The organism is Paenibacillus glycanilyticus (assembly GCF_051200795.1).
GTDB classification, from domain to species: domain Bacteria; phylum Bacillota; class Bacilli; order Paenibacillales; family Paenibacillaceae; genus Pristimantibacillus; species Pristimantibacillus glycanilyticus.
This window is the reverse complement of sequence record NZ_CP195155.1, coordinates 5,917,991-5,932,582: the sequence shown is the minus strand read 5'-3', so window position 1 is coordinate 5,932,582 and position 14,592 is coordinate 5,917,991. Positions and strand designations below refer to the sequence as shown.

The window sequence follows — 14,592 nt, the reverse complement described above, 5'->3', positions numbered from 1 at the left end:
GATGACCTTGCAGCAGCAAATTATTGAGAAATTGGGAGTAAAACCGCAGATTGACGCGCAGGAGGAAATCCGGAGAACGGTGGATTTTATTAAAGATTACGTAACCTTTGCGCGAAAAACCGCCTTGGTTCTCGGTATTTCGGGCGGACAGGATTCGACCCTTGCCGGCAAGCTTTGCCAAATGGCGATGAATGAATTAAACGATGAAGAGGGAGTAAAGACCTATCGTTTTATCCCCGTCCGGCTGCCTTACGGCAACCAAAAGGATGAGCAGGATGCGCAGGATGCGATTGCTTTTATCGGGGCCGAGGGCTTCATCACGATTAATATCAAGGCAGCCGTTGACGCCGGAGCAGCGGAATACGAAGCCCGGACAGGGAAGAAGCTGAGCGATTTCACGAAAGGCAACCGGAAGGCTAGAGAGCGGATGATCGCCCAGTTCGAGATTGCGGCGGAGGAGAATGGGCTGGTCGTCGGAACGGATCATGCGGCCGAGGCAATCACGGGCTTTTATACGAAATTTGGCGACGGCGCGGCGGATCTGACTCCGTTATACCGTCTCAACAAGCGGCAGGGAAGACAGATTCTGAAGGAGCTTAACTGCCCCGAGCATCTGTACTTGAAAACCCCTACCGCAGACCTTGAAGAGGATAAGCCGCAGCTTGCCGACGAAGTGGCTCTGGGCGTAACTTACGACGATATCGACAACTACCTGGAAGGCAAGGAAATTGGCGAAGACGAGCGGCAAAAGATCGAAAACTGGTATATCCGGACGATTCATAAACGGGAGCAGCCGGTGACTGTATTTGACCGTTGGTGGAAAAAGGTTGACGGAAAATAAGAGCTTCAAGGCACGAAGCCTATCCGGCATTCGCAAGAGTGGCGGGTAGGCTTTTTGTCATGCTGAGCGGCGTTAAAGGTATAGGTCATTAATACTAAATCCAAATAATTGCAAGAGATTGTTTTTATTTTCGAAAAAATCTGCTATTCTACTGGTGATCAGCTAATGGATTGGGGAGTGATAACTTTTGAAACCGGTTACAGTGTATGACATTGCGAAGGAAGCGAATGTATCGGTTGCAACGGTATCGCGGGTTTTGAACAATACGGCCCCCGTAAAAAAGTCAACGAGAGATCGCATCGTGGAATTGATGAACAAGTACCAGTTTCAGCCTAATGCATTAGCTCGAAGCCTGTCCAAGAAGGAGACGGGGATGATCGGGATTATTTTGCCGGACATTACCAATCCGTTCTTTCCGTCCGTACTGGCCGGGTTTGAGCAAGAGGCGAGAAACAAAGGCTACACGTTCTTTCTATGCGATACCGTTTCGACAAACGGGGATTCGAAGGAGCAATACGAGCGCGAATCGCAGTATCTCAGCCTGCTGATGGAGAAGCAGGTAGACGGCATCGTGATGATTGGCGGCCGGATTAACCTGGCCAAGCCAAGCGAAGCTATGGTCAGCGAGGTTGTTGATATCAGCAAGCGCGTGCCGACTTTGCTTATAAACGGCCATTTGCCCGGGCAAAACATTCATTCCGTTTGCGTTGACGAGCGGGAGGGAGCCGAGCTTGCCACGCAGCATCTGATCGATCTCGGCCATCGGGATATCGCCTTTGCCGGCGGCTACCAGAGCATGGCCAATACGCTTCAGCGTGTCCAGGGCTTTGTGAAGACGATGCAGAAAAATGGGCTTACGGTTCGGAAAGAATGGCTGCTGGAAGGCGGTTTTACCGTGGAGAAGGGCAAGCTGTTCATGAATTATTTGCTTAGCTTGCCGGAGAGGCCAACGGCTGTGTTTTGCGCGAATGATCTGATCGCCATTGGTGCTCTTAAAGCTGCCTATAATGCCGGCTTGCGGGTACCGGAGGATCTGTCTTTGGTCGGTTTTGACGATGTTCCGTACGCATCCAACAGTATTCCGGAGCTGACGACGGTGTCCCTTAAGTGTTATGACATCGGGAAATACGCGGCCGAGCAGCTGCATAAGATGATTGCCAAAAGCAAGGTAAACAGGAGGGCAAAGCTGAGACCGGAGTTGGTCATTCGGGAATCAACGGCTCCGCCAATAGGCTCAAGGCTACATGGGCCAAATGGAATATTTAGATAAATATTTCAAAAAACTTTCTTGACAACGCTTTCATGTCTGATTTATTATCAAGGTGTCAAAGCAATGCACGGTTCGAACAAAAATGAAACCCGTTTCAATGCAATCGGCTATCATCATATTTTCCCATGAAATGCACGTAAGAATACCGTAAATATGACAGTTCATGTTGTTTCGGATCGAATGTGTATTTTATTTTTATCAAAAAATGAAACGGGTTTCATGAAACGGGATACATGTTATCGATCGGGGGTCGTCTAGAATGGGTTTGGATACACAGGCGATATCGGCAGTTCAGTTCGAGGCAGATGCAGTACGTATACACGGAGAACCCAAGCTGCTCTTAAGCGCCTCGCTCTTTTACTTCCGGATTCCGAGGCTGCTGTGGAAGGAACGGATGGAACAGCTGAAAGCCTATGGCTACAACAGTATCGATGTTTACTTCCCTTGGAATTATCATGAACGGCGGGAAGGCGAATGGGACTTCAGCGGCGAGCGCGATGTCGAAGCCTTCCTCGAAGCGGCAAGAGATGCGGGGTTATGGGTGATCGCAAGACCGGGACCTTACATTTGTTCCGAATGGGACGGAGGCGCGCTTCCTGCTTATCTGCTGGCGCAAGGCGTCGAGATTCGGCAGAATGATCCTGTATTTCTATCCCGGGTAGCTGCCTGGTTCGACCGGATCATCCCACTTCTCAAAGCCTACCAAGCAGACGAAGGCGGAACGGTTATCGCGGTGCAGCTGGATAACGAGCTCGATTTCTATGATTGCAAGGATCCAAAGGGGTATATCGGCGCATTAAGAGATTTGGTATTGGCGCATGGGATTTCGGTTCCGCTGTTCGCCTGCGCCGGTCAAGGCGGATTGCTCCAAGCCGCAGGAATTGCAGAGGGAGTAGCCCCAACCTGCAACTTTTATCCAGATGACCGGGATCCCGAGTTCGAGTCGAAGGTGCTCCATTACGGCGGGCTCATGGAGGAGCTTGGTTATCCTCTCCTCGTAACCGAGACAAACCGCGCGCATTATCTGCTTCGCCGATTGCTCGGCTGCGGCGCTAAGCTGCTGGGACCTTACCTTCAGGTATCGGGTACGGATTTTGGCTTTACGAACGCTACGAACAATTGGGGTAAGCCGCTTGCTTTTATGACATCGGATTATGATTTCGGCGGAATGATCTCGCCGGAAGGGCATATCCGGGAGGAAGCTTACGAAGGCAGGCTGCTCGGCAGACTAATCGAAGCTTACGGAAGCAAGCTGGCAGAAGCGACAGCAACCGGAGCAGCGGATGAGAATCTCATTCTCGCTGGTCAATGGAATAACATTGCCGGCCCGTATGTGCTCAATCTGAAGGACGGCGGCCAACTGTTGTTCCTGACGAATCTGGATGACGAGGATAAGGAACTTGCAATTGCCAGTTCGGATTCGTTTGTTCTGCGGGGAGGCCGATCGCTGGCTCTGCCGAATCAGGTTCCGTTAGCAGGCTGGGGATTGGAAGGAACATTGGAGCTATCGACAGCGGAGCTTTACTATGCGAAGCAAACGACAAGCCGCCTGGTACTTGCGTTCCATACCGAAAGCGCCGGTCAAATTCGGTTAAGCAGCGAAGAGATAGCTGCCGTTGAATCCGAGAACTGCTCGGCAGACATGCAGGATGGACGGTTAAGCATCAAGTTTGATGGAACATCGGATGCCGTATGCCGGATCAATACCCGCAGCGGAGACATTTTGACAATTGCGATCCATGATAAAGTAAAAGCGCTTTATATGGATGATCTGGATGAAGAAGGGTTATTGCACACCTGTTCATCAGAAGTTCAATCTGCTGATAAAGAGCAAACGGAGGTCAGCAATTGGCAGCTTAGCTCCTTGAATGGAGCGGAGCCGATGACCCTGCCAGAGTCAAGGCAATCGAGAACGGAAGCCGCATATCTGGAACAAAACGAGATTTATCGAGGGTATGGCTGGTACGAAGCAGCTGTTCCGGCTGACCGAGCGGATAAAGCAGAGGGTGTGCTGATCCAAAACGGCAGCGATGTGATATCGCTTTACGCGGATGGCCATTACGTTGGAACTGCGGTTCCGGGCGGAAGCAGCAGTTATCTTCCGTTAAAAGAAGGGTTGACGCAAGGGAAGCTGGTTGCCCGAACGGAAATCTGGGGACATTCCAACTTCGATGATTCCAGGCTGCCGGGCTTAAAGCTTAACGCTTTAAAAGGTCTTACAGGCATGACGCTAGTAACAGGGCAGCATGAGATGAGCCGTAATTGGAGCGTGTACCGCGCAACGGACCGAACGATTCGGCCTGAACTTACGGCGGAGGCTGACCGGAAGCTGTGGCCGGTTGTGAACCTGGGCGGCTGGCTATCGCCGGATCATCCCGCTTTCGAATATTACCGGAAAAGCTTTATTCCCGGAGAACAAGCTGACAGGTGGATCCTTCACTTCGAAGGGATGCAGTCGACGGCGAAGGTGTTTGTCGATGGGAAGCAGGCTGGTGATGTAGGACCATTTGATCCTTATCTTGATCTCTCCGGTTATCTCACAGCCGGGCAGCCTGCAGAGCTTGCCATCTTCCTGGAGAGAGTCATTGGGCTTCCTGCCGGAAGAAGAGCGGTTATGTATGAAGGAATCAAGGCAGCGAACTGGGTGATCAGCGGGGCGGAAGAGCCCGAGCTATCGGCCCATGCGAATGCAGCTCGTTCACAGTCGTATGTTACGGAGCTTCCCGTGCAGCTCGATGCTGGTAAGACGGCATGGCTGTACAGCACCATTCCGAATTCGGATAACGGCAAAGGTTGGCGCGCAGCGGTTTCCGGAGCGGGAATTAAGCTGACGGTGTTTCTCGAAGGACGAATCGTTGGACGGATTTGGACATCCGGTGGAGAGGACCGGCCGGTTATTACCGGCGGCAATCCGCAGTCGGTTTACTTGCCGGGCGTCTGGTTTAACAAGAAGGAAGGCGAGCTTGTCATCCTCTTGGAAGCCGTAGATCAAACAGCACCTTGCAGGCTGGATGCCATCAGGCTTCAACAGGTCTAGCCGGAAGATATAAGGCTGGAAATTAATTGGTAATGGGTAAGGAGGTCTTCACATGGAAAAGGTTATACAACCAGCCATCCAGAGCAAGCCGCGTACGGAAAGCTCAGGCAGGCTGAGACGATTCTGGAACAATAAAACTTTGCTTCTGATGTGTTTGCCGGCAATTGCATTCTTTATTGTATTTGCTTATCTGCCGATGCCAGGCGTGTATCTGGCGTTCATTCAGTACAATTACGCGGACGGCATATTCAAAAGTCCGTTTGTCGCCTTCGACAACTTCCGCTTCCTCGTTATGAATGGCGACCTGTGGCGGCTGACCTTTAATACCGTAGCGTATAACCTCGCATTTATCTTGCTGGGAAATTTGCTGCAAATATTCGTAGCTATCCTGCTAAACGAGCTGCGCCGCAAATGGTTTAAGAAAGTAGCTCAAACGTTATTGTTCCTCCCGCACTTTATCTCGGCCGTTCTGATCGGTCTGATCGCTTACAACATTCTCAGCTATGATTACGGCTTGCTGAACCATGTACTTGCATCTCTCGGCATGGATCCGGTCAAAGTGTACTCCAATTCTCACGTATGGCCGTTCATTATCGTAATAACCTACTTATGGCAGTCAACAGGTTACGGTTCCATCGTGTACTTCGCAGCTATCATGGGTCTTGATAACGAGATCATCGAAGCTTCCGAGATCGATGGTGCAAACGCTTTCCAACGGATCATTTACATCGTTATTCCATGGCTTAAGCCAACGTTCATCATCTTGCTGCTGTTCTCGCTCGGCGGCATTATGAAAGGCAACTTCGGTTTGTTCTACAACTTGGTTGGGGCAAACAATACGGCCTTGTACTCGTCGACGGATATTATCGAAACTTACGTATTCCGTTCGCTTATGACGAACTTCAACTTCTCTATCGGCAGTGCGGTTAGCTTATATCAATCGGTATTCGGCTTCGTGATCGTTATAACGGCCAACTGGCTCGTTAAAAAGACGTCGCCAGAAAACTCGTTATTCTAGGGGGTGCTGACATGGAAGAGAATATCGTAGAATCCAGAAGCATTCGGACAGATGCGAGCGAAGTCATTGTCAGAACGTTTGGTTACGTCGTGATTTCCATCTTTGCGCTTTGCTGCTTGCTGCCGTTCCTTCTCATTTTGGGTACTTCGTTTACAACGGAGTCGGCGATCAAGAAATTTGGCTTTAACTTCTGGCCGAAGGAATTCAGTACCTTTGCTTACAAAATCGTATTCGAGAATCCTGACATCATCGTAGGTTCTTACATTGTAACGATTCTGCTTACCGTGGCCGGTACGGCTATTGGCTTGTTCCTTGTCGCGATGACCGGTTACGCGCTGCAGCGTCCGGACTTTGGCTACCGGAACGGAATCTCGTTCTTTATTTACTTTACGACTTTGTTCTCCGGCGGTCTTGTTCCTTTCTACCTGCTAGTCACTCAATATTTGAGCCTGAAGGACAATTATTTGGCCGTCTTGCTGCCAGGGCTTCTCAGTCCGTTCCTGATCATTATGATGAAAAGCTTTGTCCGCTCCATCCCGCATGCCATTACGGAATCGGCCAAAATCGACGGAGCAGGGGACTTTACGATTTTCCTGCGGCTGATCCTGCCGATGACGACTCCGGCTCTTGCGACAATCGGTTTGTTTATCGCGCTTGGTTACTGGAATGAATGGTATAACTCGATGCTGTTCCTGTCGCCGAACATGGAATACCGTCCGCTCCAGCTCTTCTTATATAACGTTGTTACCAGCGCCGACTTTGTCCGCAACTCCGCGGCAGCCTCCAACGTCTCGCTTCGGGATGTGCCGCTCGAGTCCATGAAGATGGCAACGGCCGTTGTTGCAACAGGACCTGTTATCCTGTTCTATCCTTTCGTGCAACGCTACTTCATTAAAGGTATCACGGTGGGCGCAGTTAAAGGTTGATGTGCCGAAGGCCAAGGGGCCTCTTCACATAACGGGCAAAGCCCGATAATGAAAAACAAAGGGGAGACGTGCATGTTTAAGAAAAGTTCCGCAATCTTGCTCTCTATTTTGATGGCTTCCAGCTTGGCAGCCTGCTCCGGTAATAACAACAAAGATAATAAACCAGCAGACTCCGCTAAACCAAGCAACAACGCAAGCACCAACACGGAAGGATCAACAAACACTGGCGGCGATGCCGCGGTTGACACTTCAAAGTTCGTTAAAATCACTTATATGGTGCTTGGCAACAAGCCGACAAACGGCCAATTCGAAAAAGTTCTTGCCGAAGTGAATAAAATCATGAAGGAAAAAATCAATGCCGAGCTGGAATGGAAATGGATCGAATGGACGGACTGGCAGACGAAATACAACCTTGCGCTTGCTTCTGGCGAACCAATCGACCTGATTACGATCGGTACCGACTGGCTTGATACATGGGGCAACGCTCAACGCGGCGCCTTCATGAACCTGGATGATCTGCTTCCTAAATATGCGCCTCAAACCTATAATTCGATTCCGCAAGAAGATTGGGCGGAGTCCAAATACAACGGTAAAATCGTCCTCATTCCTGAAGATCAATATACGCAATGGGTTAACCACGGCTTCTTCTACCGCGGTGACTGGGCGAAAGAAGCAGGCATTACAGAGCCAATTAAAGACTGGGAAGGCATTGGCAAATATCTTCAATACATTAAAGACAACAAGCCTGACGTAATCCCTTGGGATGCGGTTTCCGGAACAAGCACATTCGGCGGATTTGATACTTCCTACACGGATAACCTTGAACTGCCAATCTCGACAGGTTACCTGCCGGTATTCACGACCAAATCGTATGACGAGAAATATACCGTTAACAGCCCTGTCTTCGAAGATACCATGGTGAAATACGCAACGATGATGAAAGAATGGGCAGACAAAGGCTTCTGGCGTGAAGACGTACTGAACAACAAAAACGATACCCGTGCATCGCTGCGTGCCGGCCTGACAGGTTTGGACCAGCATCATACGCAAACCTTTGGCGGTCTCCGCGTCCAAATGGATAAAGACCAACCGGGTTCCGATCTGCAAATGTTCCCGTTTGCCCGCCAAGGCGGCAACAACCTGCTTGAGCTGTCCATCACTCACGGCGGTACTTCCGTTGGCGCACACAGCAAAAACCCTGAGCGCGCTTTGATGGCTTACGACCTGATCCGCAACGACGAGCAAATTTACCACCTGCTCAACTACGGTATTGAAGGCGTACAGTACGAAGTCAAAGACGGCAAACGTCAACAACCAGCCGGTTATGACGAGACAAAAGACGGCTTCTACTCCGACTTCTGGGGCGGCCGTGTCGACAAATTCGAGATTCCTAGCGTAACGACATGGGATCAACTCGAAGAAACCTATTATGCTGAGTATGACAAAATCAAAAAACCTTACCCTTACGGCCAATTCGTATTCGACAAAACACCGGTTGAAGCCGAGCTGACAGCGATTACGCAAGTAACGGGCGAGATGGGTCCAGCTATCGCTTACGGTAAAGCAGGCGACCCAGTCAAAGCGGTTGAACAATTCCGCAGCAAGCTGAAAACAGCAGGCTACGATAAAGTTCTTGCCGAGCTGCAAAAACAAATGGATGCATTCAAAGCAAAAATGGAATCCGGTCAATAAGCGGTATAGGAAACCGGGATTCGACGCCAAGCGTCGGATCCCGGTTTTTTTAACTTTGCTTAGCCGGGAATAAGGATATCGATACGGGAATCATGCCGGTCCAAGGAATAGATGTCTTTCCAATATTCGATATCGATAGGCCTAGCACCAAGCGTGTTATTAATATAATCATACGTATCGCCAATCTCTGATTCCGGGCCTTCATGAATGATTTTCGTATATTGTCCTGAAGGTAAAGTATAAGTGGTCATGTCGGCGGGAATATTCTCAAAAGCGTTTACTTCGAAAGCAACCACATGCTGGTAGGGAGTGTCAAGCGTCCATTGGCCATCCTGGTTATAGATCTGAATCAAATAAATGCCTTCCTTATTCCGATTCGGCAGCTCATTCCTGCGTTCGGCCAGCTGCTCGCGCAATACGCCAACCATTCGCGACTGCAGAACGTTGTTAAGGCTTTCCCTAATGGAATAGCTAACCAGCTTGAGCTCTTCCTGATCAATCCTGTCGATCTGATAAGTACGCAAAATGTATACCTCCCATACATGGTAAATATAACCATAATTAGGATAACGAATATACGTTCGCTTGTAAAGGGTAAGTTTTGTTCATAACGTTTACGTTGACGTTAATATTATTGAGGAGTATGCTAATTATAGAAAGAAGGTTTGAACAAGCTTGGAAGTGGGTATTAAAAAGTTAGGGATTATATTTTGAAGGAGGCATCTCTTATGTACAATCATATCCTTGTTCCCGTCGACGGTTCGCAGCAGGCCAGCAAAGCTCTTGATCACGCGATCCATTTGGTGAAGGCGATCAATGCGCCGATACGGCTGTCTGTGATTCACGTTACGGGACGCGTCGCAATAAGTCAGGCTTTTGTTTATGTGGATGTGGGGGAGATGCTGGAGAAGGAAGAGAATGAAGTGCTTTCCGCGGCCGCTGCTCAGCTCAGAGACTCCGGAGTAGATTACACGCTGCTTAGAGCAGACGGCGATCCGTCCACTCTCATCTGCAATACCGCGAAGGAGCGCAGTTGCGACCTGATTGTCATGGGCAGCCGCGGCGTGGGACTTGTCTCGGAAATTCTGCTTGGCAGCGTCAGCCATGGAGTATCCCAGCATGCTCACTGTCCGGTCCTGCTTGTAAAATAATAGATGTTGAGCTAAAAAGGCTGCCCGGCGGGCAGCCTTTTTTCGTATTTGGTCCCTTTACGATGTGGCACATCGTTAAGAGATCGGAAGATGAGCTTTCGTTGATGCTTAACGATGTGGCACATCGCTAAGCCGACGGAAAGGGATCGAATTCGCACCATATCGCATAAAAGCAGCTCTCTTAACGATGTTTCACATCGTTAAGGCGCCGAAAAAGTAGCAGCAGTCAGTCGTTAACGATGTGGCACATCGTTAAGCACTAGTCTCCACTACGCGATCCTGAAAATCGGCTGGATTGGAAAAAACTCCACCGGGACTTCCGGGTACCGCAGCTTCAATTCTTCGCTTAACGCGCGCATGCCGGGCTCTTCGCTCTCCGCGTGGCCCAGTGTCAGCAAGGCTTTTGCCCGACCCTGATGCGCGGCATCCCGGATATATTCCGGCGTTTCCCATTCCGGACCTTCCCCGACGATAAGCAGATCGAGATTATGGTCGCGCATAAACGGAATAGCGGTTGAAGCGCCTCCCCGGTAACCAACCAGAATGCCCACACGGCTGACCGGGGTGGAGAGATCGCCCGTTATCCGGAGGAAAGGCATGCCAAGCTTTTGCTTCACATGCGCGGCAACCTCCGCGACCGTCATAGGCGAAAGCTCGAGAATGGCGGCGATAGGCAGCATTTCGGCCAAGCGGGATTCCCATTCCAACGCGGACAATAAGCCTGTCATAATAATGTCAGGCTGCTTACGGTGACAGTAATCATGGTATCGGAAAATCGCGATTCCGCTCTCATCAATAAGCTGCAGCTTTTGCGCAAAAACCGGATCGTTCCCGATCAGCTGTTCATCATGCCGGTGATTGTAGGAGAGAGGTTCATGCGTGATCAGAAGATTAGCTCCCGCCGCGGCCGCTTGTTCAATCACCTGTTGGGTTGGCATGAAGGACACGGCAATACCGGTTACTTCGGCATCGGGCCTGCCGGCCATCAGAACATCCACCGTGTCAGGAATCGGGGGAACCGATGATCGCAAGGCATCAATTACGGTCTGAACCTTTATCGGCATAAATTACTTTCCTTCCTTTTTGCTTGGATATATTTTCTCGCCCTTCTCGAGCATCTCGATAAATTGCTGAATCTTCTTCACCCGAGTCTCTTGCTTTTTGACATTGTGAATGCGGAACAATATCGCGTACCGGTTCTGCTTGTCCAACGTCTCGAAAAACTGCCCAGCCCTCTCGTTGCGCGCCAGCTCAAGGGCGAAATCCTCCGGAATGGAAGCGTTGGACTGCGATTCGTACGCTTTGTCCCATAAGCCGTTCTGCTTCGCCGCTTCGATGGCCTTAAGACCGCTTGGCTGCATTTTTCCCGCGGCGATAAGGACTTCGACTTTATCTTTATTGATCTGCGACCAAATGCTTTTTGCACCTCTTGGCGAAAAACGCTGAATCCAGCTTTCTTCGTCATGCTTTCTTTTATGGCTGTCGATCCAGCCGTAGCATAAGGCAACGTCCAGCGCTTCATGGTAAGTAACCGAGGGGAGGGACGCATTTTTTTTCGAAATCTGCAGCCAGATGCCGGATGACTGATCGTATTGCTCGGCGAGCCAGCGCTCGAAAGCCGGCTGGTCCGGGAAGTGGAGAATAGGCAGCTCATTTGTGCTCATTGTACAAAACTCCTTTATGCCGTTTCCTTCCAATATTATAGCATTGCTGAAGCAACCGTATAAGTCTTGAGTTTACAAACTTTTCCTATAAAATGGTGGTACCACCCGCGTATACGGCGGGGGTGAGCGAAAGCGGGGAGCGGAGCAATGAGCCAAGTTAGAGCTATTCGGGAGCATGAACTGCAGGAGCTTCTGGAGTTATACCGTCATTTGATCCCGAACGATCCGGAGCTCCAGGCTTCGGATGTTCAAGAATTGTGGAGTCAGATCCGGGAGGATCGCAACATGCATTATCTGGTTGTAGAAGCGGACGGTCGGATAGCGGCAGCCTGCGTGCTGATTATTATTCCGAATTTAACAAGAGGGGCAAGGCCATACGGACTGATCGAAAACGTGGTTACCCATTCCGATTTCCGCAGGAAGGGCTACGGAACCGACGTATTGCGGGAGGCGCTTGCTATCGCCTGGAAGCAAAATTGCTATAAGGTGATGCTGCTGACAAGCTCCAAACAAGAGGGTACCCTTACTTTTTACGAAAAGGCCGGTTTTGTAAAAGGAATCAAAACGGGATTTATCGCGAAGCCGTAACCGGAAGGTTAGGAGGGTTAAATTGAAACCCGCTAAACGATTAACGAGCATGATCGTGTATGGCTGCCTGATCATCGTAATCGGGATGGCCGCAGCAGCAGGCATATGGTATCGGCAAACGGAGCCGCTAGTGAACGATGGGATGTCCACCTTTACGCCCCCTGACGGAAAACCTCCGGAGTATGTTGTTGGTCTGGTTAACAAGGGCCTGCAGAAAATCGATATCGTTAGCGTAACGATTAACGGAGCTTCCCCATCCGTCCCCGTGCAGTTAGGCATTACTTATGATTCCGGACAGTTTGTGCAGGTGCTGGCTGAGCCTGTTCCGGAAATCGAATTTATGGGAATACACGATTCATCCATTTACCCGGCTCTTGCCGGTGACGAGTTAAAGAAGGCTATTATGAAAAAAGCCCATACGCCCATTCTTTACGGAATTCGTTTTTCCGCTGAAGAGGGGGCGGTTCACAGCGTTACGGTTAAATATAAGTATCTGGGGTTTACGAAAAAGCTTACGGTTACGAGATGGTTTGATAACAACCGCTAAGCTTATCCAAGCTACGTACGGTTTAGAGAGAAGTAAGCTAACGTTAATCAATCCGGAACACGGGGCCTTTCGGATAAAAGGGCAGATGCTTGCCTTTCGGCAGCAGATAAGCATGATCCCGCTTAACGCGCAGCCGGTCGCATTCGCCGTCGGTGATGATCAAGATCGGGCCGTTGTTCGGAAAATCCTCGGCACGCTCCAGAAGATCGATAGCCGGCTGCAGAATGGTGCCACCGCGTCCCTTTACCTTCACCCTGTCGCTGATCAGATCCGGAGACATATAACCGGCGTCATACGGGGCGGCATCGCAGAAGACAATGCGGGCCATCGGCACGTCGCGGGCTGCGGAATAACTGGCAATGGCGCCAAGGCATTTGGCAAGCAGCTTTTTATCCATAGAGCCCGAGGTGTCCAAAATAACGCCAAACGTCCGCCCGTCCTCGGCGCTGCCCGAGTCAACCCATAGCGGCCTTGGAATATCCGGCGTGGAAGACTGGCGCCTCGAGACGCGGGAGTAGGTCCGCTTCTTCTCGAGCGGCGTGAAATAGTGGTCAAACCATCTGGCGAGCTCAACATCCCATTTGATCGGGGGCTGGCCTAAGGCGCGGATCTCCTCCACCAGACCGGAAGGAAGATAACCGCGGCTCTGTTCTTCGTGATAGATCAGGCCTTGCTGCATCGCATTGCGGCAGAAATCGTCCAGACGTTGTCCTTCACGGGCATCCCGGAATCCGGGCGACCCGTTATCTAAAATATCGCCTAATCCGTTTCCGCGCAGCGTCGCCAGCTTGCGGTAAACACGTATGTCGGCGACCATCCGGTCATAGATCGATTCGGCGCTAAGCCCCTTCAGCTCGGGATCCAGCATTAAACCCACGCGCGGATATTCCCCGATCTTCATCTCGACAAGCCAGAGATTAATAACATAATCGCAGGCGATATTCCATAAATAATGGTCGCGCCCCATGCAGCGCTCATGATGCTGGAGTCCGGCGTGCAGAAGCTCATGCGCCATGACGAAAAGCGTCTCATCATCGGTAAGTCCGGCAGCCGGATTCATGTAAATGACTTGGTCAACGACATTAATCGCGGCAATAGAGATTTGGAGCCGCTGGCAAAGCTGTGCATCCTCAATAAGCTTAAAACCGGCGGCAAGCGCCCCAAGCAGCGGATAGTGATCGATAAACCAGCGCTTGGCTCTGGCTGCGGCGGTAAGCGAAGCCGATTCCGAGGTGATCGAGTCCAGGTGTCCGCCGGCCACGCTGACCGCTCTCGTCACGGCATTGGCCAGACCTTTTGCCAAATAAGCTTCCCAATCCGGTTCCTTGCCGGAGTAATGATAAAAATAGGATTCTTTATCGTTATACTCCATATCACCGACAGAAGGGCCGGCCGTGCCAACGAAGTTTAGCGCCGGAGGCAATCCGCGCTCCATGAAATAGGAGTACAGCTGCTGCTCATCCCGTACCGGAAGATCGAACCTTGTTTCCATATCGGCAGGCGGAGTTCCTATTTTCAAATCTTGAAGAAAGCGGGCTACATAAACATCGCAGGCGGCATTCCAATAATGCGGCTTTTCGTGTTTGACCTTGAAATGCCCCAGTCCGAGATGCAAAAGACAATGGGCGAGCACATAGATCCACTCGGAGGTTTCCCCGCGTCTTTTGGGATGAAGGTAGATCGTTCCTCGGAGTGTAACTTTAGCCCACCCTGTCTCCGGGTAAGGGGAGCTTTCTTGACGGATGATGCGGACGCGGGAAGAGAGCGGCGAGAAAATCGGATGATCGGATATGTACTGAATAGCCTCGTTTACCTGTTTTGTGGCCGGATCTGCTATTTTTGTTTTTTTGGGCATCGG

13 protein-coding genes are annotated in these 14,592 nt (G+C 50.6%); 9 read left to right on the top strand and 4 right to left on the bottom strand.

Annotation, left to right across the window (positions count from 1 at the left end):
- Nucleotide 1 precedes the first annotated feature (1 nt).
- The 6 genes from nadE (at nt 2) to ACR9FF_RS26700 (ending at nt 8,784) form a co-directional block, all read left to right on the top strand.
- Nucleotides 2-841, top strand: a complete 840-nt coding sequence (gene nadE / locus ACR9FF_RS26725; protein WP_127492646.1) for an ammonia-dependent NAD(+) synthetase — start codon at nt 2-4, stop codon at nt 839-841.
- A 187-nt stretch (nt 842-1,028) separates the two neighbouring features.
- Nucleotides 1,029-2,111 (top strand): LacI family DNA-binding transcriptional regulator, encoded by a 1,083-nt coding sequence (locus tag ACR9FF_RS26720; protein ID WP_435166665.1) that lies wholly within the window; start codon nt 1,029-1,031, stop codon nt 2,109-2,111.
- Nucleotides 2,112-2,370: 259 nt separating this feature from the next.
- The gene (locus ACR9FF_RS26715) at nt 2,371-5,148 is read left to right on the top strand and encodes a beta-galactosidase (RefSeq protein ID WP_435166662.1); all 2,778 of its coding nucleotides are present in this window, start codon (nt 2,371-2,373) and stop codon (nt 5,146-5,148) included.
- 52 nt (nt 5,149-5,200) lie between these two features.
- Nucleotides 5,201-6,166: an ABC transporter permease gene (locus ACR9FF_RS26710; RefSeq protein WP_201007745.1), complete on the top strand. Its 966-nt coding sequence runs from the start codon at nt 5,201-5,203 to the stop codon at nt 6,164-6,166.
- 11 nt (nt 6,167-6,177) lie between these two features.
- Nucleotides 6,178-7,092, top strand: coding sequence for a carbohydrate ABC transporter permease (locus ACR9FF_RS26705; RefSeq protein ID WP_201007744.1), 915 nt, complete (start codon nt 6,178-6,180; stop codon nt 7,090-7,092).
- A 72-nt stretch (nt 7,093-7,164) separates the two neighbouring features.
- Entirely contained in the window at nt 7,165-8,784 is a 1,620-nt protein-coding gene (locus ACR9FF_RS26700; protein WP_201007743.1) for an extracellular solute-binding protein, read from the top strand.
- Between the two features lie 59 nt (nt 8,785-8,843).
- Here the strand turns inward: ACR9FF_RS26700 and ACR9FF_RS26695 are convergent, their stop codons facing one another.
- A complete protein-coding gene (locus tag ACR9FF_RS26695) occupies nt 8,844-9,308 on the bottom strand; it encodes a GyrI-like domain-containing protein (protein WP_435166657.1) in 465 nt (154 codons plus the stop codon).
- Nucleotides 9,309-9,512: 204 nt separating this feature from the next.
- Between ACR9FF_RS26695 and ACR9FF_RS26690 the strand changes: the two genes are divergently transcribed.
- Complete coding sequence (locus tag ACR9FF_RS26690; RefSeq protein WP_435166654.1) at nt 9,513-9,935, top strand: universal stress protein; 423 nt, start codon at nt 9,513-9,515, stop codon at nt 9,933-9,935.
- 269 nt (nt 9,936-10,204) lie between these two features.
- Here ACR9FF_RS26690 and ACR9FF_RS26685 read toward each other — a convergent pair whose 3' ends face one another.
- Nucleotides 10,205-10,999: a Nif3-like dinuclear metal center hexameric protein gene (locus ACR9FF_RS26685; RefSeq protein WP_435166651.1), complete on the bottom strand. Its 795-nt coding sequence runs from the start codon at nt 10,997-10,999 to the stop codon at nt 10,205-10,207.
- 3 nt (nt 11,000-11,002) lie between these two features.
- Complete coding sequence (locus tag ACR9FF_RS26680) at nt 11,003-11,599, bottom strand: YdeI/OmpD-associated family protein (RefSeq protein WP_435166648.1); 597 nt, start codon at nt 11,597-11,599, stop codon at nt 11,003-11,005.
- A 147-nt stretch (nt 11,600-11,746) separates the two neighbouring features.
- Here ACR9FF_RS26680 and ACR9FF_RS26675 point away from each other — a divergent pair, with 147 nt between their 5' ends.
- Nucleotides 11,747-12,187, top strand: coding sequence for a GNAT family N-acetyltransferase (locus ACR9FF_RS26675; RefSeq protein WP_435166645.1), 441 nt, complete (start codon nt 11,747-11,749; stop codon nt 12,185-12,187).
- A 22-nt stretch (nt 12,188-12,209) separates the two neighbouring features.
- Nucleotides 12,210-12,734, top strand: a complete 525-nt coding sequence (locus tag ACR9FF_RS26670) for a hypothetical protein (RefSeq protein WP_435166642.1) — start codon at nt 12,210-12,212, stop codon at nt 12,732-12,734.
- A 43-nt stretch (nt 12,735-12,777) separates the two neighbouring features.
- Here ACR9FF_RS26670 and ACR9FF_RS26665 read toward each other — a convergent pair whose 3' ends face one another.
- Complete coding sequence (locus tag ACR9FF_RS26665; protein ID WP_435166639.1) at nt 12,778-14,589, bottom strand: vWA domain-containing protein; 1,812 nt, start codon at nt 14,587-14,589, stop codon at nt 12,778-12,780.
- Nucleotides 14,590-14,592 lie beyond the last annotated feature (3 nt).